Source organism: Microbacterium sp. Mcb102, assembly GCF_024519805.1.
In the GTDB taxonomy this organism is placed as follows: Bacteria; Actinomycetota; Actinomycetes; order Actinomycetales; family Microbacteriaceae; genus Microbacterium.
The window spans coordinates 22,696-45,557 of record NZ_JALJRG010000006.1; the positions used below are offsets into that span (position 1 = coordinate 22,696).

19 protein-coding genes are annotated in these 22,862 nt (G+C 66.1%); 11 read left to right on the top strand and 8 right to left on the bottom strand.

The features are described from left to right. The first annotated feature begins 37 nt into the window (after positions 1-37). Complete coding sequence (nrdF, locus tag OC372_RS14545; RefSeq protein WP_017828866.1) at positions 38-1,015, top strand: class 1b ribonucleoside-diphosphate reductase subunit beta; 978 nt, start codon at positions 38-40, stop codon at positions 1,013-1,015. Between the two features lie 16 nt (positions 1,016-1,031). Here nrdF and OC372_RS14550 read toward each other — a convergent pair whose 3' ends face one another. The 6 genes from OC372_RS14550 to OC372_RS14575 form a co-directional block, all read right to left on the bottom strand. Continuing rightward, entirely contained in the window at positions 1,032-2,030 is a 999-nt protein-coding gene (locus OC372_RS14550; RefSeq protein WP_262002492.1) for a hypothetical protein, read from the bottom strand. A 691-nt stretch (positions 2,031-2,721) separates the two neighbouring features. Then, positions 2,722-3,828: an AI-2E family transporter gene (locus OC372_RS14555; protein WP_262002493.1), complete on the bottom strand. Its 1,107-nt coding sequence runs from the start codon at positions 3,826-3,828 to the stop codon at positions 2,722-2,724. Beyond that, the gene (locus OC372_RS14560; protein WP_105710990.1) at positions 3,821-5,212 is read right to left on the bottom strand and encodes a threonine/serine exporter ThrE family protein; all 1,392 of its coding nucleotides are present in this window, start codon (positions 5,210-5,212) and stop codon (positions 3,821-3,823) included. The genes OC372_RS14555 and OC372_RS14560 overlap by 8 nt, the downstream gene beginning before the upstream one ends. Next, positions 5,209-6,804, bottom strand: coding sequence for a helix-turn-helix transcriptional regulator (locus OC372_RS14565; protein WP_262002494.1), 1,596 nt, complete (start codon positions 6,802-6,804; stop codon positions 5,209-5,211). Before OC372_RS14565 ends, OC372_RS14560 begins: the two co-directional genes overlap by 4 nt. A gap of 7 nt (positions 6,805-6,811) precedes the next feature. Further along, complete coding sequence (locus OC372_RS14570) at positions 6,812-7,852, bottom strand: linear amide C-N hydrolase (protein WP_262002495.1); 1,041 nt, start codon at positions 7,850-7,852, stop codon at positions 6,812-6,814. A 71-nt stretch (positions 7,853-7,923) separates the two neighbouring features. Further along, positions 7,924-8,178 (bottom strand): LapA family protein, encoded by a 255-nt coding sequence (locus OC372_RS14575; protein WP_029262697.1) that lies wholly within the window; start codon positions 8,176-8,178, stop codon positions 7,924-7,926. 227 nt (positions 8,179-8,405) lie between these two features. Here OC372_RS14575 and OC372_RS14580 point away from each other — a divergent pair, with 227 nt between their 5' ends. From OC372_RS14580 to OC372_RS14625, 10 genes are all read left to right on the top strand, one after another. Next, positions 8,406-9,659 (top strand): metal-dependent hydrolase family protein, encoded by a 1,254-nt coding sequence (locus OC372_RS14580; RefSeq protein ID WP_262002496.1) that lies wholly within the window; start codon positions 8,406-8,408, stop codon positions 9,657-9,659. Positions 9,660-9,711: 52 nt separating this feature from the next. Then, positions 9,712-10,482: a hypothetical protein gene (locus tag OC372_RS14585; protein ID WP_219860785.1), complete on the top strand. Its 771-nt coding sequence runs from the start codon at positions 9,712-9,714 to the stop codon at positions 10,480-10,482. Further along, entirely contained in the window at positions 10,479-12,425 is a 1,947-nt protein-coding gene (locus OC372_RS14590) for a YhgE/Pip domain-containing protein (RefSeq protein WP_029262694.1), read from the top strand. Before OC372_RS14585 ends, OC372_RS14590 begins: the two co-directional genes overlap by 4 nt. 76 nt (positions 12,426-12,501) lie before the next feature. Continuing rightward, entirely contained in the window at positions 12,502-13,911 is a 1,410-nt protein-coding gene (locus OC372_RS14595; RefSeq protein ID WP_029262693.1) for a glutamate decarboxylase, read from the top strand. A gap of 76 nt (positions 13,912-13,987) precedes the next feature. Continuing rightward, positions 13,988-14,701 carry a hypothetical protein gene (locus OC372_RS14600; RefSeq protein WP_051662581.1) on the top strand — a complete coding sequence of 238 codons (714 nt, stop codon included), beginning with the start codon at positions 13,988-13,990 and terminating at the stop codon, positions 14,699-14,701. Between the two features lie 41 nt (positions 14,702-14,742). Then, entirely contained in the window at positions 14,743-15,819 is a 1,077-nt protein-coding gene (locus OC372_RS14605; protein ID WP_262002497.1) for a DUF998 domain-containing protein, read from the top strand. Next, entirely contained in the window at positions 15,816-16,487 is a 672-nt protein-coding gene (locus OC372_RS14610; protein ID WP_029262690.1) for a GAP family protein, read from the top strand. Before OC372_RS14605 ends, OC372_RS14610 begins: the two co-directional genes overlap by 4 nt. Before the next feature lie 29 nt (positions 16,488-16,516). Further along, positions 16,517-18,166 carry a cation:proton antiporter gene (locus OC372_RS14615; RefSeq protein ID WP_262002498.1) on the top strand — a complete coding sequence of 550 codons (1,650 nt, stop codon included), beginning with the start codon at positions 16,517-16,519 and terminating at the stop codon, positions 18,164-18,166. Then, on the top strand, positions 18,163-19,068 hold the full coding sequence (locus OC372_RS14620) for a multidrug DMT transporter permease (RefSeq protein WP_262002499.1): 906 nt from the start codon (positions 18,163-18,165) through the stop codon (positions 19,066-19,068). Before OC372_RS14615 ends, OC372_RS14620 begins: the two co-directional genes overlap by 4 nt. 334 nt (positions 19,069-19,402) lie before the next feature. Then, positions 19,403-20,950 (top strand): helix-turn-helix transcriptional regulator, encoded by a 1,548-nt coding sequence (locus tag OC372_RS14625; RefSeq protein WP_105710982.1) that lies wholly within the window; start codon positions 19,403-19,405, stop codon positions 20,948-20,950. Between the two features lie 70 nt (positions 20,951-21,020). Here the strand turns inward: OC372_RS14625 and OC372_RS14630 are convergent, their stop codons facing one another. Then, complete coding sequence (locus OC372_RS14630) at positions 21,021-21,581, bottom strand: HdeD family acid-resistance protein (RefSeq protein WP_029262686.1); 561 nt, start codon at positions 21,579-21,581, stop codon at positions 21,021-21,023. A 38-nt stretch (positions 21,582-21,619) separates the two neighbouring features. After that, positions 21,620-22,711, bottom strand: a complete 1,092-nt coding sequence (locus tag OC372_RS14635) for a linear amide C-N hydrolase (protein WP_105710981.1) — start codon at positions 22,709-22,711, stop codon at positions 21,620-21,622. Between the last annotated feature and the right edge of the window lie 151 nt (positions 22,712-22,862).

The window sequence follows — 22,862 nt, forward strand, 5'->3', positions numbered from 1 at the left end:
CGCTGCTGACAGCTGAACCCGAGAAACGACGAAGAAAATGACTCCTGAAAGACTCAAGCTGGTCTCCAGCGTGCAGGCGATCAACTGGAACCGCATCCAGGACGACAAGGACCTCGAGGTCTGGAACCGTCTGGTGAACAACTTCTGGCTGCCGGAGAAGGTGCCGCTGTCGAACGACGTGCAGTCGTGGAACACGCTCACCCCCGACGAGCAGCTGCTCACCATGCGGGTGTTCACCGGTCTCACCCTGCTCGACACGATCCAGGGCACCGTGGGTGCGGTGTCGCTGATCCCCGACGCGATCACGCCTCACGAAGAGGCCGTGTACACGAACATCGCGTTCATGGAGTCGGTGCACGCGAAGAGCTACTCCTCGATCTTCTCGACGCTCGCGTCGACGAAGGAGATCGATGAGGCGTTCCGCTGGTCCACCGAGAATCCGAACCTTCAGAAGAAGGCTCAGATCATCATGGACTACTACCAGGGAGATGACCCGCTCAAGCGCAAGGTGGCCTCCACCCTGCTGGAGTCGTTCCTCTTCTACTCGGGCTTCTACCTGCCGATCTACTGGTCGTCGAAGGCGAAGCTGACGAACACGGCCGACCTGATCCGCCTCATCATCCGTGACGAGGCCGTGCACGGCTACTACATCGGATACAAGTTCCAGAAGGGCCTCGAGAACGAGACCCAGGAGCGTCGCGATGAGCTCAAGGACTACACGTTCTCGCTCATGTACGAGCTCTACGACAACGAGGTGCAGTACACGCAGGACCTCTACGACGGCGTCGGCCTGACCGAAGACGTCAAGAAGTTCCTGCACTACAACGCCAACAAGGCCCTCATGAACCTGGGCTACGAGGCGATGTTCCCCTCCAGCGTCACCAATGTGAACCCGGCGATCCTGTCTGCGCTCTCGCCGAATGCCGACGAGAACCACGACTTCTTCTCGGGGTCGGGCTCGTCGTACGTCATCGGCAAGGCCGAGGCCACGGAAGACGACGACTGGGACTTCTGACCCGTCCGAGATGAGCTCAGGCGCGCCCGTCGGCCAGGCGGGCGCGCCGCTCCTCCTCGCGCTTCGAGTACGTGGCGGCGCGGATCGCGTCGTCGGATTCCAGGCCTGTGCCCAAGGCCCCGCCGAGAGTCGCCGCCGATGCGACGAACCAGGTGAGCACGAACAGATCGCCGACGCTGACTGTTCGGCCGAGGGCTTCGCTCATCACCGTCGTGTCGAGCACGAACAGCGCCCAGGCCAGGTTCACGAGGTACAGCGCCAGATAACAGATGATGATGCCGATAGTCAGAGTCAGCAGCGTCGAGGTGTTGTAGAGACGGGATCTCTCCCGCGCTTGAGGTGAGTCATCGTCGGGGCGGTCCCAGAGTCTGCCGTCGATCACGATCCAGGCGATGATGATCGCGATGGAGGCCAAGGTCGCCGCCGCCAGGCGCCAGCCCGACAGCGAGATGGCGAGCGACCACACCGTCGGTTCGATCGTCGCCACCGCGCCGGTCGCCAGGGCCGCGACCAGGGCGGACTTGAGCCCGGCGGCGAGCAGCCACGGGCGGTTGGCCAGCACCATGCCCAGAAGCACGCGCCCACGGGCGCTGACCCGGGGGAGAGGCAGACGCTTCGCCTCAGGTGAGGCGGGTTCGGCCATCCCGTTGACGAGCCCTTGCACCGCATGTCGGGCGCGGGCCTGCACCCGGAAGCCGCCCAGAGCGGGCAGCGACAGCACCGCGCACAGGCGTCGAGGATCGATCGCCGCCAGCAGATAGCGCCCGTCATCATCGCGAAGCGGAAGCTCGGTGACGCCGATGACGATATCCCACCGGTTCTGGTCGGCGTGCGCACGGAGCCGTTCCAGGGCGACGTCGACGTCTTCGGAGCCGAGGGTGAACGGTTCGCTGACGAGTTCGACGATCCAGCCGTCGGCGTCAGCCGCGAGCGGTGGCGTGAGGTCGGTCATCCGGCGCGCGACGGCGGTGGGCGAAGCCGGGTCGGCCACGAGGCCCACGCGGATCGGCTCCATCTCCGCAACCTACACCTCCGACACGTCGCCCGCATCGGTATCTGCGAGTTCTGCGCTGCCTACTTCTGGTTCGCCGCGTGGTACGCGAGCAGGGCCTTGATCGAGGCGTCTGCCCAACGATGGCCGACGCATCTCCGTCGATGGCGGGAGCGATCTGCATCGCGACGAGCTGATGTCCCAGATCGTGTCCTGGGTGACGGTGATGTGCTCGTGCAGGGCGATCAGCTGGTCGAGCACCTGCCTTTCTCTGTCGACTGCGCGCCGGAATCGTCGGCAGCTCCACGAGCGATCAGAGCGCTGAAGTGCCGGAATCCGCGGATGCTTGACGAGCGGCATCACGGGCTCGTGTCCAAGGGCTCCCGCGCAACGTTCGCGCGGGTCGAGCTTCAGTAGCATCGAGCGGAGACCGAGGCGAGGAATCGCTTCGACGCCGCGGGCGAGTGCGTCGTGACGTAGATCGGCCCGACTTATCTCGGCGCAGTTCGCAAGAATCTCGGTGTGATGTGAACCTCGCAAGAGCAGTCGTGCCATATCGATGACACTGTGCCAACAACGCTGACGATCTACAGAAACGCTGGTCAGTCTAGGATTCGCTGACACCCACGAAGCCCCCGCCCGGCGGTCCTATCGACCACCGTGCGGGGGCTTTCTCGTTTGAGGTCGCCAGCTGCGCCGTTCATCATGGGCGTGGCTACGGGGATACTGTCCGCGAATCCTGTCTCGGTATGAGGACCTGCTTCACGATGAGGAGGATCGAGGCGGTCACCGGAATCGCGATCAGAGCGCCCAGGAGGCCGAGCAGGGTGCCGCCCACGAGCGCCCCGATGACCACGAGTGCCCCGGGTACGGCGATCGCCCGATTCATCACCTTCGGCGTCAGGACGTAGGCCTCGAGCTGCATGTAGATGAGGTACGCCACGGCGAAGATCAGCGCTGGAAGCCATCCGGAGAAGAGTGCGAGCGCGGTCGCGACAGCCCAGTAGAGCACGGATCCCACCAGCGGGATGAGGGTTATGACGAATGCGACGACCGCCATCAGCAGCGCGAAGGGAAGGCTCAGGACGAGGTGCAGGACGAGCGCGACAACACTGTTGAAGAACGCCAACACGACCATTCCCATGAGGTAGCTGCCCACGGAATCCGTGATCTGACTTGTCATCGAGTCGACCCCGGACCGGTTGTACGCGGGGAAGAGACGGTTGAATCCCGCCTTGATCGCCGGCAGGGAGGCCAGAAAATACAAGCTCAGCACGAGCACGATGACCACGCCGGAGACCGTCGAGACGATCGACACTCCGACCTGCAGCACCCCCTGGCCTATCGCCGCGATGTGGGAGGGCTGCGTGAGAAAAGTCGTGACGTCGTGCACGAGGGTGGTCGCTTCGCTCCCCAGGGCATCGTGGAGCCAGCCGTAGAAGCGTGATGCTTCGAAACTCTTGATCAGCTTCGGTCCGTCGGCGATCACCTGAGCGACTTGGCGCACCGCGGTCGGAACGATCAAGAGCAGAGCGCCCACCACCGCCGCAGCGAAAGTCGCGTACACGATCAGGATTCCCCACGCGCGCCGTACCCCGCGGGTCTCGAGCTTGCGCACCACGGGGTCGAGTCCGAGGGCGGCGAAAAGGGCGAATGCCACATAGATCAGCACCGTGGAGAGGTGCGTGAACGCCACACCCGTGCCGAAAGCGAGAAGTCCGCCCAACGTCAAGATGTACCCCGACGAGAAGGGACGATTGAGCGATGTCAGGGTCTCGCGAAGCCGGCGCGGATTCTCGTCGACGGCAGGATGGTCAGTCATGGTGCATTCGCTCTCCGTCGCTCGGCTTCGTCGGTCCGTTTGCGCCACCCCGTCCGCGCGCTTGCCTCCACCCTCGAGACATCGCCGCGACGTCACGGCTCAGCCCTGCTCCCAGCAGCATCCCGATCGCGATGGCAGTGAGGGAGCCGAAGGTCCGCATGATGGTGTCGGTGGCGCCGGAGGCGCCCGATGCCGCCTCGCTGAGACCGATGAACCCCATCGCGCCGGGTACCAGGAGCCAGTACGCACAGGTGAGCATGACCGCGGTCGAGGGGGATGCGGAGAGGCGGCCGGCGAGCATCACGGCGGGGATGACGATCAGGGCGCCGATGAGCCCCGACAATTCGGCTCCGACCAGCATGTCGCCCAGCAGCTGTCCCGAATAGGCCACGACGAGCGCATAGAGGATCCACACGAGTGATCGTCGCGGCGCTGCGGAGTACAGGTAGTAGCCGAGTGCGACCAGGACGATCCCCGCCCAGGGCGCCCATGCGCCGAGCTGCATCGGTGCGGCGGTGGGAGCCGGAGGCTCCCCGGCGATGGAGATACCCGCGTACACCCCGAAGGTGAGAAGGCCGAGCCGGGCGATGCCGGAGACCAAGCGGCTCGCCCCCGCCATCATCTGCCCGGAGGTGAGCTCGACGGCGGCGATCGTGAGCGTGAGCCCGGGGAGGAAAGAGACCAGCGACGGCGCCACGAGCCGGAGCACATCGTCGTGCACGAAGGGACGAACGAGCAGCGATATGAGGAGTGTCACGGAGAAGGCGGTGAGCACCGGCAGGATGAGGGACAGCGTGGCGACGCGATTGCCGATCAGAACGATCGACCCCACGACCACGCCGAGCAGCACATAGACCGGAAGAGCGGTCACGGTGGGATTGAGCACCAGGCCGAACCCGACCGTGAGCAGGGTGTATCCGAAGACGGTGAGCACCGGTCCGAACCGTGCGGATTCCGATCGGATCTCGCCGAGTCGAGCGACGACGTCTTGCGGTGGCGTCGTACTCCTCGAGGCCTCACGCACGAGTCGCTCGACGGCGTCGACCTGGTCGAGGCGCAGCGGAACACTACCCACGGCGAAGAGGGAAGTGGCGGATGACGAGTTGCGCGGATCCTCGACCATCACGATCGTCGGGAGGACGAACACGCGGAGATCTGCGCGGTCGTATTGCTGCGCGAGACGGTTGAGTGTCTCCTCCACATCATTCGTCGCCTGCGACGAAGCCAGTAGCGAGGCGCCGAGCATACCGAGCATCGCGATCACGTCGGCACCGGGCTCGGCATCATTCCCGACCACAGAACGCGGGCGCAGGGCCTGGAGAGCGCCCCGTGCCCGCCCGATGATCCCTGGACTCTGATTCGTCTCGCGGTCGAGCGGTGTCATGATCGGGGCGAGACTTCGGAGGCGAGTAGATGCAGTCGGGATGCGATGCTGACGGCGTCGTCGCGCGTCGAACACCCGAGCTTGCGGTAAAGCGATCTCAGCTGCGACTTGATCGTGTTCGGTGAGACGAGCAACGACGCGGCGAGAGCGGCGGTCGTGGCATGCAGCGGAAGAGCTTGGAGAACACGGAGTTCACTCGCGGTGAGGGTGGGCGGACGTGGGCGGTCGGCGGCGGCCAGCCCCCCGGTCGCGGCCGCGAAGGAGGTTGCTTCCTCCGGGGAGAGGCGTTCCTGCACCCGGGTTATCAGCTGGAGGGGAATCTGCGAGACGAGTCGCCGCCGCCCCGGCCTCGAAGCGATTCGCGCGACCTGCGCAGCCGTCTCCGAGGCGACCGCATCGGTGAGTGCGCACTCCAACCACGCAGACAGGAGGATCGACTCCGCGCGTGCACCCGGCCCCAACGATCGGGCGGTGGACATCTGACGCAGTCCCGAAGCGGCGACATCCAGGCGCGACTCGAGAAGTGCGTGGCGGATGATCGCCATGCGCGTGAGCGGTCCCGATCGAGCGGTCTCCTCGGCGATCCGTCTGGCGGCGGTCGTGTCTCCGGTAGACCAGAGTGCGTCGATCGACACGGAGTTGATGACGTCGGTCGCGAACGAGCCGTGCTGATCCGGATGCGCGTCGCGTGCGAGAGCAACGGCCTCGATCGCATCGTCGGGATGCTGCAGCACGAGCAGTCGCCGTGACCGCGCGAGCAGCGCGAACGGCCAGGTCAGCTCGATGCTGTCATAGGTTTCGAGCTGGCTGAGGAGTTCGTCGGTGTCCGGGTCCATGCTGTCGACGGCGAGCAGAGCGCGTGCGCATCGTTCCGTCATAGCCGTCGCCGTCAGATGGGCGCGTGTGGGTTCAGGCAACGTGGCGAGCTCTCTCAGCGAGCTCTCGGCATCGTCGATCGAGCCGCGAACGGCGTGGGTGAGTGCGGTGCGCCCGAGCGCCATCCGTTCCGCATCGGTCTGCTGCGACAATCTCCCGAGGTCCCGGGCGGTGGCGAATTCCAGCAGCGCGGCCGCGGATTCTCCGGCCGCGAGCAGGGTCGATCCGATCTGCTGGTGATAGAACCAGAGCGGTCCGTCCGGGCGCTCGCGGGATTCGACGCGGACTTGCAGGATGCGGTCTTGCAGGCGACGAGCGTAGATCATCGCGGCCGCCACGTCTCCGCTCAACCGGAAGGCCACCATCTGCACAAGCGTGAAGATGTCGAGTTCGTCCGCGCTCATGTTCCGCGCGTCGTCGGGATAGATGAGGGGTTTGAACGGGCGGTTCGTCCGCGCCAGCACGGGCGTCATGCGGTGCACGATGCGCAGCACCGGGTACCGCTCCAGGAGAGGCGTCGGAAGTGACTCGACGGCGGACACGAGCTCATCGGCGTGCACGCTGTACAACGGCCAGATGTTCATCATGGCCGCGTGAGCCACCGCTTCGCTGCTCTTCGAGAGCACGGCGCTCCGCAGCGCCTCGATCGCCCGCGTGCTGTCCGTCAGGTTCATCGTCTCAGCGCGCGCCGAGGCGCTGCGCGCGTTCTGTGGCATCGGAGACTCAGCTCGGACGGGACGAAGCCACCGCACCGTGTCCGGCGGCGAGACGACGGAGATCGGTGAGGGACAGGAAATGCAGTTCACCGCGCTCCTCGAACTTCGTCGAGACGTTGCCCGCCAGGCCTCCTTCGATCGCGAGACCGCTGCCCAGATCGAGGACCAGCGGGGGGCTGCCCTCGGCGAAGTCGACATCCGCGAGGTCGACCCACACGATGTTCGGGCGCGTCGTCGATTCGAACACATAGCGGAGGCGGGTGAGATCCGCGACGACCTGCCAGATGGTCTGCGATGCATCCGGTCTGCCTTCGTCCGGCAGACGGAAGGGCTGGGCGGCATTGCGGATCACGCTGAACATCGACGCGATGGCCTCGAGTTGGGTCCTCGGCTGCGGCAGACGACGGACGTAGTGGGCGGCACGGGCGAAACGGTCGGGGGCGAGCGTCGTCCCAGGCAGGGGGTTCTCGCCGCCGAACCCGTCGATCTGTGAAAGCAGCGCGAGCTGCTCGTCATACTTCGGCGAGTTCGTCATCACCCGAAACTCCGCCCCGTGGTGGACCTCGACGTCGCCGTCGATGTACTCGATGATCGCGGAATCGCCGGATGCGTCGTCCAGGGCCAGATGAATCGTGGGGACCTCACCCGTGACGGGGTCCGTGAGCTGGACCACCTGCACGCGGTTCGAGGTGATCCACCCCACGGCTTCCGCCACCGTGGCGAAATTGTCGAGGAAGTACTGCAACCAGACGGCCTGACTCAGCGCTGGTCGTGACGGATCGAGCTCTCCGTATGAGGATTCGGCGAGCCAGAGAACGTGCCCGGCGAGCCCCGCCTCGTTCACCCCGTCGACCGTGATCATGTCGAAGGCCGTGGCGACGATGCTGCCGTACCGGGACTGCCAGGCCAGAGCGCCGTCGACTCCGTCGTCGCGGCGCGACCCTCTCGGCAGCTTCCACAGATTGGTGCCCAGATCGCGGTGGTAGTCCATGTTCCGTCCGACGATCACCGCTCCGTCGGCGTCGGGCCAGACCACTCTTGTGCACATGTCGGTGTCTCTCTCTCGGGTTCGTCGGGGATCAGCAGGATTGCGCTTCTATGCCGGAGCAGGAATGAAGGTCATCCACGCTTCCGCGGTCGGAACCAGGGGAACAGGGAACCGATGACCACGCCGGCAGCCAGAACCGCGAGAAACCAGCCCCAGGCGGGCATCGTGAACTCCAGGAACAGGAATCTCAGCGTCGCGGGAGCCACATTCGAGAACACGAAGGAGAGCGCGGCGATGGCGATGATGATGGCGATGATCGCCTTCGCGCCGTTCGCTTTCGCCTTCTGTTCCGTACCGCTGCCTGTCGTGCTTTCCTTCTCGGGCATACGTCTCCTCCTCCTGCTCCCGCGCGCTCGCGGGCCGCTCCAGGGAGGAGACTACTCACCTTTCGTGCCGCTCCACGAGAGGATGAGAGCCGGGTGAAGGGCAGGGGGCGGACAGGGTCATCACCCGAATGACGGGTCGGGGGAAATCTCTCGCCGGGACGCATCCACCGCGCAGCCCGCGGCATAGTCTCGCGGCCATGGCCCCAGGGACGCATGCACCTCAGAGAATGATCATTCGCGACGCTCGCGTCTTCGACGGCGTGAACGCGAAGACACAGGACAACGTCGATGTCCTGATCGAAGGTCCCTTCGTCGTGGCCGTATCCTCGGCTCCCGTCGCCGGCGACGCCTCCGACGGCGTGATCGAGATCGACGCGAAAGGGCGCTTCCTGATGCCGGGCCTGAGCGATGCCCACGTGCACCTCATGGGCAACGCCAACAGCATGATGGAGTTCCTGCAGGGTCCGACCGGCGCGCTGTACGGGAACACGATCGCCGAGGCGAAGCGGATGCTGCTGCGCGGGTTCACGACGGTGCGGGATATGGGTGGTGACACCGCTCCGGTGAAGTCGCTCATCGATCGCGGTGTATTCGAGGGGCCGCGCATCTTCCCCAGCCAAGCGATGATCTCGCAGACATCGGGACACGCTGACTTCTCGTTCGTCTACGACGTTCCGGAGGAGTTCGGCGGTGCACCGAGCCGGACCGAGGACATCCACTTCACCCGCGTCGCCGACGGAGTGCCGCGCGTGTTGGCGGCTGTCCGGGAGCAGCTCAAGATGGGGGCGAGTCAGATCAAGCTCACCCTCGGCGGTGGGGCTGCGTCGATGTACGACCCGCTGAACACTCTGCAGTACACACCGGATGAGATCCGAGCCGCCGTGCAGGCGGCGACCGACTACGGCACCTACGTGGCCACCCACGTCTACACGCCCGCCGGAATCGCCCGCGCTTTGGATGCCGGCGTCACATCGATCGAACACGGACACCTCGCCGACGAGGCGACGATCGCGCTGATCGCCGAGAAGGGCGCCTGGCTCTCGATGCAGCCCTTCGCCGAGGACGACCACCACTACCCCGACCCGGTGCGTGCCGCCAAGAACACCGAGATCTGCCATGGCACCGATGAGGTGTACGGCTGGGCGAAGCAGTATGGAGTGAAGACCGCATGGGGGACCGATCTGCTGCTCGAGCCGCAGTCCGCGGCCCGCCAGAGTGTCATGGCTGCGCGCCTCGGTGACTTCTACAGCAATGTGGACGCCCTCACGATGCTCACCTCCGGCAACGCGTCGCTGTTCGAGCTCGCGGGGGAGCGCAACAGTTACCGAGGCGCGAAGCTCGGCGTCATCGCGGAAGGATCCTGGGCGGACCTGATCCTCGTCAACGGAGATCCGATCGAAGACCTCTCGCTCATCGCCGACCCTGACGCGAACTTCGCGCTCATCGTCAAGGGCGGCCAGGTCATCAAGAACGAGGCCTGAAGCCATGTCGGCTCCTATCGGCAATCTCAGGGCGAATCGAAGGGGAAGAGCGATGGCAGCTCCGACGGATCAGGGTGAGACCGATGAGGGTCTCGGCACACGCAGTGGCCACAGCGAGACGTTCGGCGAGGTGCTGATCACCGCGACCGGCATCGGTGTCGACGCCTCTTGGGGGCACATCTACGGACCGGTCGATCTCACGGTCCGAGCCGGCGGCGTCACGGTGCTCGTCGGCGCAGGAGGCCGCGGCCGCCAGGCGCTCCTGCTGACGTTGAGCGGGCGGATGAAGCCGACCACCGGACGACTCGAAGCCTTCGGACGCATCGACAAGCCGCATCATCTCTTCGGTCAGGCGGCGATCGCCAACGTCGACGAGGTCGACGGCATCCCGCAGACGATCCGCGTGCACGACATCGTGACCGAACAGGTGCGGTGGGCCGCCAAGTGGTACCAGTGGGTGCCGCAGTCGACCGACGAGGATCTCGAACGCATCTGCCGCCCGGTATTCGGTGACTATTCGCTGCCGACGATGGACGCGATGGTCGAGGAGCTGCCGGAGTTCACGGCAGCCCTCTTCCGCATCGCCGTGGCCAACATCCGAAAGCCCCCGCTGCTGGTCGTCGGTGGCGTCGACACCCTGGCCAGCGTCGAGGGCTCCCGGCGTCTCCGTGAGCGCCTCATCGCTCTCGGTGCCGAGCAGACCGTCATCATGGCCGACGTCAACGGCGTCGAGAAGCAGGACGGCATCACCGATGTGATCGAGGTCCACAACCTCACCGACCACGAATTCGCGGTCCTGGAACGAGAGGTCACCGGCCGATGATCGCCGCATTCTCACCCGGTAGCGATTTCAAGCGCTACTACCGCGGGCGCATGCCGCGTCTCGCCGTCGCCGTCATCATCCTGATGCCACTGCTGTACGGCGCACTGTACCTCTGGGCGTTCTGGAACCCGTTCGGCAACGTGAACCATCTGCCCGTCGCCATCGTCAACCTCGACGAGGGGGCCGACGCGATGGGCGAGCCGCTCGATGCGGGTACTCAGGTCGTGAAGGGGATCGTCGATTCCGGGCAGCTCGAGACCCACGTCGTGGATGAGGCCGAGGGCACCGCAGGCCTCGAACACGGACGATATGCGTTCACGATCACGATCCCTGCGGACTTCAGCGAGGCGATCGCATCGGCGGCGACGGGGGACCCCCGCCAGGCCGACCTGATCTTCACCTACAACGACGCGAACAACTACCTGTCGACCGTGATCGGTCAGGATGCTGCCGCTGAGGTCATCAACGACGTCACGGCGCAGGTGGGGGAGCAGGTCTTCCTCGCCGTCGCGACCGGGATCAAGGGGGAGCTGCCCACGATCCGCCAGGCCGCGGCCGGTATCGAGACGCTCAACTCCGGGGTCGACGAACTCAGCGCGGGAGCCGATCAACTCGCCACGGGTCTGGTGACGGCCAAGTCGGGCGCGGGGACGCTTTCCGCCGCCCTCGATGAACTCGTGGCCAACGTGGACGGTGCCGTCGGGCAGGTCGAGCGAGCCGTCAACGCCAACGGTCTCACGACCGGCGAACTGCAGCAGTTCGCCTCGTCCATCCGCACCAGCACCGACAGCCTCGACGGCGCACTGGCAGGTATCGCGGAAGCGAACACGCGTGCGCGGGCAGATCTGCAGGCGGTGATCGACGACGTGCGCGCCTCCGGCGACGACGAGCTGGCCGAGCGGCTGGAGAATGTGCAGCGATCGATCGAGCAGAGTGGTGTCGGGCAGGAGGTGTCGATCGCCTTCGACCGTCTCCGCAACGACGTCGACACCCTCGCCGGCGAGTTCGACAACCCGAGCAGTCGCGTGAACGTGATGCTGCGGGCTGTCGAGTCCGGCGGCATCAACAACACCCTGAACCAGGTCACGGGGAAGGCCGACGAACTGCGATCGGGCGCGGACCAGCTCGCGAGCGGCCTGGTCCAGCTCAGCGACGGTGCGAACGAGATCTCCGCGAACATGCCTGCGCTCGTGGCCGGCACCGCGGAACTGGCCAGCGGCGTCGAATCGGGGATGAAACTGATCCCCCACTGGAACAGTGATCAGCAGTCGAGCTTCATCAAGACGCTGGCCGATCCCGTCGTGATGAAGCAGGTCACGAACAACGAGGCGAAGACCTTCGCCTACGGATTCGCACCGTTCTTCTTCGGGCTTGCGCTGTTCGTCGGCGGCATCATCGCGTGGATGCTCTTCACTCCGCTGCAGGCGCGTCCGCTGGCGCAAGGGCTCGGGTCCTTCCGAACCGTGCTCGCCTCCTATGCGCCCACGCTGGCGGTCGGCTTCCTGCAGGCGGCGATCCTCTACCTGGTCGTGCGGTTCGGACTGGGAATGGAGTACGCCAACCCCTGGGGCACATTCGGGTTCATGCTGCTCATGGTCGCGATGTTCATGGCCATGATCCAGATGTTCAATGCCGTCCTCGGGCCGGCCGTGGGCCGAGTGCTCACGCTCGCCTTCCTCATGGTGCAACTCACTTCCGCCGGAGGCGTGTACCCGGTCGCGGTGACGACGCTGCCGTTCCAGTACATCCATTGGATCGATCCGATGACGGCCACCGTCACCGGGCTGAGGTTCATGATCCTGGGAGGCGCGGACTACCGGCTGTGGGTTGCGATCGGCACGATCGCCCTGCTCACAGTGGTGTTCCTCGCGATCTCGACGTTGGCCGCCCGGCGCAACAGGCAGTACAACATGGACCGCCTCTACCCACCGGTCGAGGTATAGGAGGAGAGTCACCCTCACCACACGTCCTGGCACCTCATCCCACTTCACCCGTCCGATCTCTTCGTAGGAGCGAAAAGTGACCACCAACACGCACAAGGCCCGGCAGTCGACGAACATCGACTCGACCATCAGCATCAATCCCGTCTTCGTCCGACCGGGCGAGGCCACCGAGTTCGACAAGTTCACATTGCCGACCGGCCCGAGCCTGCCGGAGACGGCGTACCAGATCGTGCACGACGAGTCGATCCTCGACGGCAACTCGCGACTCAATCTCGCGACGTTCGTCGGCACCTGGATGGATGACGAGGCCAAGAAGCTGTACCTCGAAGCGGCCGACAAGAACATGATCGACAAGGACGAGTACCCGGCGACCGCGGCGATCGAGGATCGCTGCTGGCGGATCCTCGCCGACCTGTGGAACGTCCCGGACAAGAGCGACACGATCGGCACCTCGACGATCGGCTCGTCGGAGGCGTGCATGCTCGGCGGGCTCGCTCTCAAACGCCTGTGGCAGGAGAAGCGCACCGCTGAGGGCAAGTCGACGGACAAGCCGAACCTGATCATGTCGGCGGCTGTCCAGGTCGTGTGGGAGAAGTTCTGCAACTACTGGGACGTCGAGCCGCGTTACGTGCCGGTGAGCCCGGATCACATCATCCTCGACGGCTACAACCTCGAGGACTACGTCGACGAGAACACGATCGGCGTGGTGTCGATCCTCGGACAGACGTTCACCGGACTGTACGACGACACCATCGCGATCTCGAAGAAGCTCGATGAGATCCAGGCGAAGACCGGCCTCGACGTGAAGATCCACGTCGACGGGGCTTCCGGCGCGATGGTCGCACCGTTCTGTCAGCCGGACCTGGTGTGGGACTTCCAGCTGGACCGGGTGAACTCCATCTCCACCTCGGGCCACAAGTACGGCCTCGTCTACCCCGGTGTCGGGTGGGTGGTCTGGCGCAACACCGCCGTGCTGCCCGAGAGCATGATCTTCCACGTGAGCTACCTCGGCGGGGACATGCCCACGCTCGCGCTGAACTTCTCTCGCCCCGGCGCGCAGGTGCTGCTGCAGTACTACCAGTTCCTCCGTCTCGGATTCGAGGGCTACCGCGAGGTGCAGCAGAACTCGATCGACGTCGCCACCTACCTCTCGAGCGAGATCGCGAAGATCGGCCCGTTCGATCTGATCAGCAAGGGAGACACGATCCCCGTGTTCGCGTGGGTGCTGAAGGACGGACACACCGACAAGTGGACTCTGTACGACCTCGCCGATCGTCTGCGGATGAAGGGGTGGCTCGTCCCCGCCTACCCGATGGCCGATGACATGTCGGATGTCGTCCTGCAGCGCATCGTCGTGAAGGTCGGGCTCAGCCGTGACCTCGCATCGGCTCTGCTCGCGGACATCCGGGGCGAGGTGGCGTTCCTCGAGGCGCTGACCACCCCGCTTCCCGATACCGCGAGCAGCGGATCACACTTCCACCACTGATCCGTCCGATCGGGGAGGGCGCCGTCGCGCGCCCTCCCCGATCGCGCCTTCGAGTCACACAGAGAGGAGTGCGACGATGACCGTTGCAGCGACCAGCATCGATCCACCCCGCAGGCTCTTCGTGCCCAATGTCACGAAGCAGTGCTGGGGGTTCATGATCGGCTCCGCGTTCTTCGCCGTCGGCTCCGCGCCCGGCCTGAGCGAGGCATTGGGCTCGAGCGGGTCCAACCTGCTCTTCTTCATCGGCGCCTGGTTCTTCACCGGCGCCGGACTGATCCAACTGTTCCTCAGTGGTGCCGTGGCCGTGAGGGTGGCCTACGCGCCGGGACGGATGGTGCGGGCGGAGTGGCTCGCCGCTGCCACGCAGTCGTTCGGGACGATCCTGTTCAACGTGAGCACGACCGGTGCACTGCACGCGCGGAGCATCGCTGCACAGGAGAAGCTCGTCTGGAATCCCGACGCCGGAGGGTCCGTCGCCTTCCTCCTCAGCGGCATCCTCGCATTCGTGGCCTACGCCCATGCCCGAAGACTCTGGGACCTGGGGCGCCGTGCCTGGTGGTCGGTCTTCATCAACATGGTCGGATGCATCGCGTTCGGTGCCTCGGCAGTGGGCGCGTTCATCCTGCCCAGCGGAGATGCGTTCAACAACGGTCTCGCGAACTACGGCACCTTCGTCGGGGCGCTCTGCTTCCTGCTGGCCTCTCTCATCGTTCTTCCGTTCTGGGATCGGGGACGCCATCACCGGGGCAGGGCGGGCTCCGGCCCCGACGACGAGCCCGTTCTCCGATGACGCGCACGCGGACGCCGGTGGCGAGGGAACGGGAGACGGCGATGGACAGGACGACATCGATCGACACGAGAGCGAGTGCGGGGGCGGTCGGCACCCGCAGCCGGGTCCGGCGTGCGCTCGACGACGAGTCGTTCGCCCTCACCTTCGGCGCGTTCGCCTTCGCCGGAAGCGCCATCGTCGCGATCTTCGTGTTCTGGGGCCGCGAGCTTCCGATCGATGGCCGACACTCTCTCGGCGAGTTCGCGGCGATCGCCGGCGCCGTGGCCGCCGCTGCCGGATTCGCGACATCCCGTCTGCGTCCGCATCGCGACACACCGACCGACATGCGCGCCGCCGACGGCACCCGGTACTGGTGGTTCGACCTCGTCGCATTGTCGGCCGCCTACGCTGCCATCGCTCTTCTCGGGTGGATCGGCGTGGCGACCATCCTCGATCACAGCTTCGTCGGGGCGACGGTGTTCGCGTCGCCCGCGGTCGTCCTCGCGGCGGCATCCGCGGCGCTCAGCGCATATCTCGCCTTCGTGAGCGGGGCGAATCTCACGCCCCGCCATCTGTCCCTCGTCCTCGCGGTGTTCCTCGTGGTCGGCATGGTGACGGCGATGTTGAGTGCGACGGACCCGCAGTGGTGGCAGATGAACCTGTCGGCGCTCGGCATCACCCACGACATCTCGGCGCTGACGTTCAACGTCACACTGATCGTGTCGGGCGTCATCGTCACGACGATCGCGCGGTTCGGGACCGCGTCTCTGCCTTCGGAGAAGGACGCGGATCGACGGCGGCGAGGCACCGTTCGGGGGCTCTTCGTTCTGCTCGGTGCGTTGCTCGCCTGTGTCGGGCTCTTTCCCGTCGACCGGTTCTTCCTCCTGCACAACACGGTCGCCACCGGCATGTGCGTCGCGTTCGCGGTGCTCGTGGTCGGGCTCCCCTGGCTCATCCCGACCATGCCGAGAGTCTTCGTCGCGCTGGGCTTCGTCTACGTGGGGGTGATCGTGATCCTCGCGCTGCTCTTCTCCGCCGGCATCTACAACCTGACGGCCGTCGAGCTCGTCTCGGCTCTGCTCATCTTCAGCTGGATCATCCTGTTCCTGCGTAATGCGCACCCGGTGGTGCGCGCATGATCGCCGTCCTCGCAGATCTGCTGACACTCGGCGTCGCCGTCGCGATCAGCCCGTTGTCCATCGTCGCCGTCATCCTGATGGCGACATCGGGCAAGGGGCGCACGAACGGCACGGCGTTCATCCTGGGGTGTTATGCGTGGGGCATCCTCTTCGTCGGCGTCCTCGTGCTGATCGGCCGAGCGGCGGGGGCGGAGGACCCGGACTCCGGGCCGCACATCACGATCGACATCATCGAGATCGTCCTCGGTGCGGGTCTGCTCGTGCTCGCGCTGCTGCAGTGGCGCGGCCGTTCTTCGCACGAGACTCCCAAATGGATGGCCAGTCTCGACGGGCTGACCGCGTGGAAGGCGTTCTTCGTCGGCGTCCTGATATCGGGACCGCTGTCGCCCAAGGATCTGCCTCTGCTCGCCGCCGCGGGGGGCCGCATTTCGCAGGCCGTCCTGCCGGTCGAACAGGTGGTGGCCGTCGTGCTGATCTTCGGCATCTTCGGCATCTCGGCGGTGGCGATTCCGTGGATCATCAGCGTCGTCTCGCCGAGCAAGGTCGAGGTGCGCCTCTCCGGCATGCGCAACTGGCTCGTCACCAATCACGCCGTCATCATGGCGGTGCTCTTCGTCATCCTCGGTTTCAAGCTCATCGGCGCCGGCGTCGCCGACCTCGCGGGGTGAGTCGTGGGTTCCGATCGTGAGGAGTCCGGATGCCGGTAGAGGTCCTCGTCTTCGTCATCGTCGCCGTGTTCGTGATCGTGTTCGCGAGCTCGCTGTCGCAGCGGACGGGCATCGCGGGGCCGCTGATCCTCGTCGCCGTCGGCGTGGGGGTCAGCCTGATCCCCGGGGTGGCCGCCGTGTCCGTGCCCCCGGAGTTGATCCTGGTCGGCGTGTTGCCTCCACTGCTGTTCTCGGCGGCTGTCTCCGCCCCGGCGATCGAATTCCGGCGTGATCTCGCCGCGATCGGCGGCCTATCGGTGCTCCTCGTGATCGTGAGCGCCGTGGTGCTCGGGCTGTTCTTCTTCTGGGCCATACCCGGTCTCGGCTTCCCGCTGGCGGTGGCGCTCGGTGCGATCCTGAGCCCGACGGATGCCGTCGCGACGTCCATCGTGCGCCGACTCGGAGTGCCGCGACGCGTGGTGACCGTGCTCGAGGGGGAATCCCTGCTCAACGACGCGACCGCACTGGTGCTGCTGCGCACGGCGATCGTCGCGGCGGCGTCCGGATTCTCTTTCCTCACGACTCTCGGATCGTTCGCCTGGGCGGTGCTCTCCGCTGTCGCCGTCGGTGCGGGCGCCGGGTGGCTGGCGCTGCGCCTGCGGGCATGGACCACGAGCGCGACGGCGAACACCGCCCTCGGCTTGACGATCCCGTACATCGCCTATCTGCCGACGGAAGCACTCGGAGGTTCCGGCCTCGTCGCGGCGGTCGTGGCGGGCGTGGTCTGCGGGCAAGGGGCCGTGCGATGGCTCACACCCGAACAGCGCATCTCCGACAAGCTCACCTGGCGCACGATCGCGTTCCTCCTCGAGGGCGCCGTCTTCCTTCTCATGGGGCTCGAGTTGTGGGGGATCGTCGAGAGCAATCTCGAGGCAGAAGAAGGGCTGCTCGCAGGCATCGCCATCGCCGCGGTGGCACTCGTGATCCTGATCGCCGTCCGTGCCGCCTACGTCTTCCCCATGATGCAGGTGCACACCGCCAGGGTGGCGAGATCGGTGCGCCACCGCCTCTCCGTGGACGGAGCCGAGTCCGGAAGGCGCACTGCGGGACGGATGCGCGCCGACATCGAGTACTTCGACGCGTCGCCGCTGACCTGGAAGCACAATGCGATGATCGTGTGGGCCGGCATGCGTGGTGCGGTCACCCTCGCGGCGGCGCAGACGCTGCCCGCAGAAGTACCGTCGCGCGACCTGCTGGTCTTCATCGCGTTCCTCGTCGCCGCGGGGAGTCTGCTGCTGCAGGGGATGACCCTTCCTGTCTTGGCGCGGCTCCTCGGACTCCGGGCGGCTGGGGCGAGCGGCCCGCCGCGCGACGAGATCCGCAGCATCGACGAGCAGCTGCGTGACGCCGCCCAAGCGGCGATCGACGGTGACACGCTGCAGCGTCGTGGGCGCACGCCGTTCTCCGACGCGCTCTCTTCGCTCCCGAGGGCGGGATTCGTCGCGCCACTCGATCCCCGTGGCGGTGCGGATGCCCCGGAGGCGCTCGAGTTCCAACTCGCCCTGATCGCCGTCATGCGGGAGCGCCTGCATGAACTCGGCCGGTCCGGACATCACAGCACGACCGCCCTCCGATATGTCCTCGATGAGCTCGATGCCTTCGAGATCAGTGTGAAGCTCCACCTCGAAAGCGAGAGATGACCATGGAACTCGACTCGGCACCTCTGATCGGCATCGCTCTGGCGGTCGGATCTGCCGCTGCGCTCGCGGTCGGCAATCTGCTGCAGGCGCGAGGTGTGCGTGCCATGGAGGCCGCAGCGGAGCGCGGAGTCGACGGTTCGAAGGCCATGAACCTCCTTCGCAACCACTTCTGGCTGCTCGGCACTCTCCTCCTCGGAGTCACCGTGCTCCTGCAGATGGGCAGTCTCACATTCGCGCCCTTGATGGTCGTGCAACCGGTGGGCGTCGTCGCACTGGTGTTCACCGCCCTGTTGACGGCAGTGTTCGCCAAGAGAGCGCCCTCCCGTCAGGTGGTGCGAGCCATCGCCATCTGCGTGCTCGGGGTGGCCGGGTTCGTGACCGTCGCGGCGATGGTGAGCACGCAGCACGCGATCACCGATGTGCAGCTCATCGCGGTGCTGGTCGTGCTGACCGTGCTGCTGGTCACCACGGCGGTGGTCGGGATCGTGGGGCGGCGCCGGCGCACGCCTCCGGTCGTCTGGGTGCTTCTCGGCGGCATCTACTCGGCCTTCGTGGCGACCCTCGGCAAGACAGTCATCCTCCGCGTGCAGTCTGCCTTTCAGTCGGGCGGTCTGAAGTGGGATGTCGCCAACCTTCTGACCATCGCCTGCATTCTGGGCATCGGAGTCGCCGGGGGACTCTCGATCTACTTCGTGCAGAAGGCCCACGCTTTCAACCGCCCGGAGGTCGTCGTCGCGGGGCTCACCGTCGTGGATCCCGCGGTCGCCGTCGTGCTGGGCATCGCGATCCTGGGCGAGGCGAGCGGCGCGCCGATGTGGGCGTACCTGGCGTTGGCGGCGGCGGGAGCGGTCGCGATGAGCGGGGTGTTCGCCCTGTCACGGGCGGAGGCTCGCACGGAATGAGCGGTGCGGGTCGGGTCCTCAGCGGCCCGGATGCCGGACAGCCCGGGTGGTCGCCCGGGTGTCACCGGGGTGAACACCCGGGTGATGTCCGACGGTGATCTGCGCCCCGAGCCCGCCAATATATTAGGAAGGAGTCAGCGAGGAACCGAGGGGGTTGGTTTCTCGTCTTACAGGACCGGCGCTTCCCCAGAGCGTCGGCAGAGCAGGGGGTAACGATGCTTCGAGCGACCGCTTTTAACGACAAGTGCACGACTGTCCTACGTCGGGAGCTCCTCCGTCCCGTCGTGGTGCGAACACCTCGAACCTCTCCGGAAAGAGCCTGGGTGGGGCCCGCATGAACCTCACCGACACGGACCGCGCCCGCGATGAGCTCGCGAAGGCAGTGCGTGCCGGACATCCAGAAACCATCGCCCGCACCGTCGTCTCCAACGTATGGCCGCTCTACACGACGCATCCCGACGCGTTGACGGCAGCGGTCGTCGAGCTCCCGAGCAGTCTGCTCGACCGGCATCCCATTCTTCGAGTGATCCATCCGATGACGGCCGTGCTCGCCCGCAGGGCTCGGGCCTATCAGCCGGTCCCGCACGCCCAGGATGCGCGCCTGATGAGCGCCGATGAGCTCGACTTCCTCACTCTTGCCCAAATGCTCTCGTTCCGCGTCAACGGCGACGTCACGGCCGCCATGGTCTACGCGCGGCGGCTCGAGGATCGCCTTCTCGAGACGGCAGCCGAGGGCCGGGAACGCATCGACGGGCCCCTGTGGTTCCTCCATCATCAGATCGGGACCACGATGCTCGCCGCCGGCGACTCGGGGCGGGCGCTGTTGGAGTTCGCGACGGCTCGTCAGCTGGGCAAGTTCTCCGGGCAGGAGTACGCCGAACGTATGGCTCTCGCCCGAACCGCACTCGCACACGCGATCCGCGGCACTCTGAGTGAGGCGGAACGCGCGCTCGCCGAGGCGGAGGAGATGCCGGAGGTGACCGCCCTCCATGCGAGCGCGACGATGTCGTCCGAGCTCATCGCCAGGGCGCTCATTGCCGTGGACCGCCGGTCGGGTGACGTCGACGAGTTGCTGTCGGGAGCGTGCCCGGTCGACAGCATCGAACTCAACTGGCCGTTCGCTCTGCTGGCCCGTTGCCGCGCCTATCTCTCGCGGCATCGGCCGGAGGATGCGCTCGAGGCGATCCGACTGGCTTCGGACGGGCATCCGACTCAGCGGGGCTCGTTCGCCGCCGACGTCGTCGCCTCCTCGACCATCGAGGCGCTCATCGCCACGGGTGACTCCGCGTATGCCTGGACGGTCGTCAAGGAAAACCCCAAGGTCGGCGTGCTCACCCTGCTGGCGACCGCCCATCTCGCGCTCCACGACGGGCGGCTGGACACGGCGGCACACGAGCTTCGCGCGCTGGCATCGGACCAGACGCTCGGACCTGCGCAGCGCGCCGAAGCCGTGCTGCTCTCCGGGTGGCTCGAGCTCGCGCGAACGGGCGAGATCGATGCGGAGACCGCACGCCAGATCTCGAGGATCTCCCAGCGCGCCGACCGCCGACGCCTGCTGGAAGTGATGCCGCGACAGCTCGTGGATCGCATCAAGGAAGTGCTGGATGCGGAAGCCGCCGAGGAGTGGGTCGTGGTGACGGAGGGCATCGTGTTCCGGGATCTCCAAGCGCGACCGTCGCTCACCTCGGGCGAACTCCGTATCCTCAACGCGCTGCCGGCACAGCGGTCGACGGCGAACATGGCATCGAGCTTCCACGTGTCGCCGAACACCGTGAAGTCGCAGCTGCGCTCGATCTACCGCAAGCTGGGGTGCTCCACTCGAGAAGAGGCGATTCGCATCGCGACGCGCATGCGTCTGCTCGCTGCCTCCATGAGCGACTGATCGCCTTCGCCGCATCGACCACGGACGGTCGCGCTGGCCACGTTCGGGCAGCCGGCGCGACCGTCCGTGATCAACGCTGCATGCGACCGAACGTGATCGCTCGCACGATGTTCACCACGCCGAGGACGATGAGCGAGATACCCATCAGCATCCACAGCACCATGGCGCCCCACAGCGGTGCGAACAGCAGCACCGCTCCAGCCACGATCGAGAAGATCGCGAAGACGATCGACCAGACCCTGGAGCCGGTTCCGGAGAGGGTGCTCAGAGCGACGATGCCCTCGACGATCCACAGGATGCCGACGAGCACGCCGAGGAAGGCTCCCAGCCAGACCGCGGTCTGACCGAGGCTCGTGAACGCGATCACCCCGGCGACGATGAAGATCAGGCCGAGCAGCACGTGGCCGACGCGCGCCCATCCGCCCTTCGTCCTGCTCAGCCCGCCGATGGCCGCGTAGATGACACCGGCGACGATCGCGTAGGCGGCGACGAGAGCGGTGACGGCCATCGCGGTCTTGCCCGGCCAGACGAGGATCACCACCCCGACGACGAGGGCGAGCGATCCCCCCACGCCGATGGCGATGCGGATGCCGTCGAAGGCGGTCTTCGTGGACGTGGGTGCAGCGTGCATAGGCGTTTCCTCGAGAGTCGATCGGGCGGTGCCGGGCGTTATGCGGCGTGGGGCTTCTTCTCGCCGACCAGGCTCTGAACGGCCTTCGTGATCGCGGCGAACTCGTCCTGCTTGCGCGCCACGAACTCGAGTGCTTCGGTCCCGGTGGCCAGCACCTGCTGGCCGAGCTCTCCGACATCCGCGAAATGGTGGCTGGCGTTGCCGACCAGGCCGCCCTCCAAAGCCAGTCGCCCCACCAGGTCGAGCTTGAGGATTTTGGTGCCCTCGTTGAAGCTCATGTCGGCGAAATCGACCCAGACGATGTTCGGTCGGGTCGTCGATTCGAAGGCGTAGCGCATGTTGGTGAGGTCGAGCACCACCTGCCAGATGGTCTGCGACGCGTCGGGTTTGCCCTCCTCCGGCGTTCGGAACGGCTGTGCCGCGTTGCGGATGATGCTGAACATCGCCGAGATCGCCTCGATCTGAGTCTTCGGCTGTTTCTGGTGCGCCACGTAGAAGGAGGCGCGCGCGAAGCGATCACTGGCCAAGGTCGACCCGGGAAGCGGCTTGTCACCGCCGAGGCCTTCGACCTCCTTCACGAGGTCGAGCTGCTTGTCGAACGTCGGGGAGTTGGTCATCACCTGGTACTCGCGGCTGTGGTACACCTTCGGCTTACCATCGGTGTACTCGATGATCGCCGAGTCGCCGGTCGCGTCGTTGATCGCCAGGTGCAGCGTGGGAACGAGGTGCCCCGTCGGGTCGAAGAGCTGAGCGATCTGCACCTGCGACTCGTTCGTCCACGCGACGGCCTCGGCGACCGTGGCGAAGTTGTCGAGATAGTACTGCAGCCACACCGCCTGGCTCAGCTGAGTCGCATCCGCTGCGGGTCTGCCGTAGTCGGATTCGGCAAGCCACAGGATGTGACCCGCGAAGCCCTTCTCGTTCATGCCGTCGCACGCGATGAGGTCGAAAGCCGTCGCGATGATGCTTCCGTACTTGGCCTTCCAGGTGAGGGTGCCATGGACACCGTCGGAGCGCTCGATGCCACGGGGGAGCTTCCAGAGGTTGGAGAGCAGGTCCATATGGAAGTCCATGTTTCGGCCAACGATGACTGCACCATTGGCATCGGGCCAGACAACTCGTGTGCACATGAGCGCCGCACGTCCTCTCGTCGATGATTCGCCCGCGGCCGGAGGAGTCACGGGCTCTCTGGTGATTATTGGTCGCGCTCGCCCGTGCGGACGTGGCGACGACGCGAAATCACCCGCAACGCTCACCCGGGTGCCACCCGCACCTTCACCC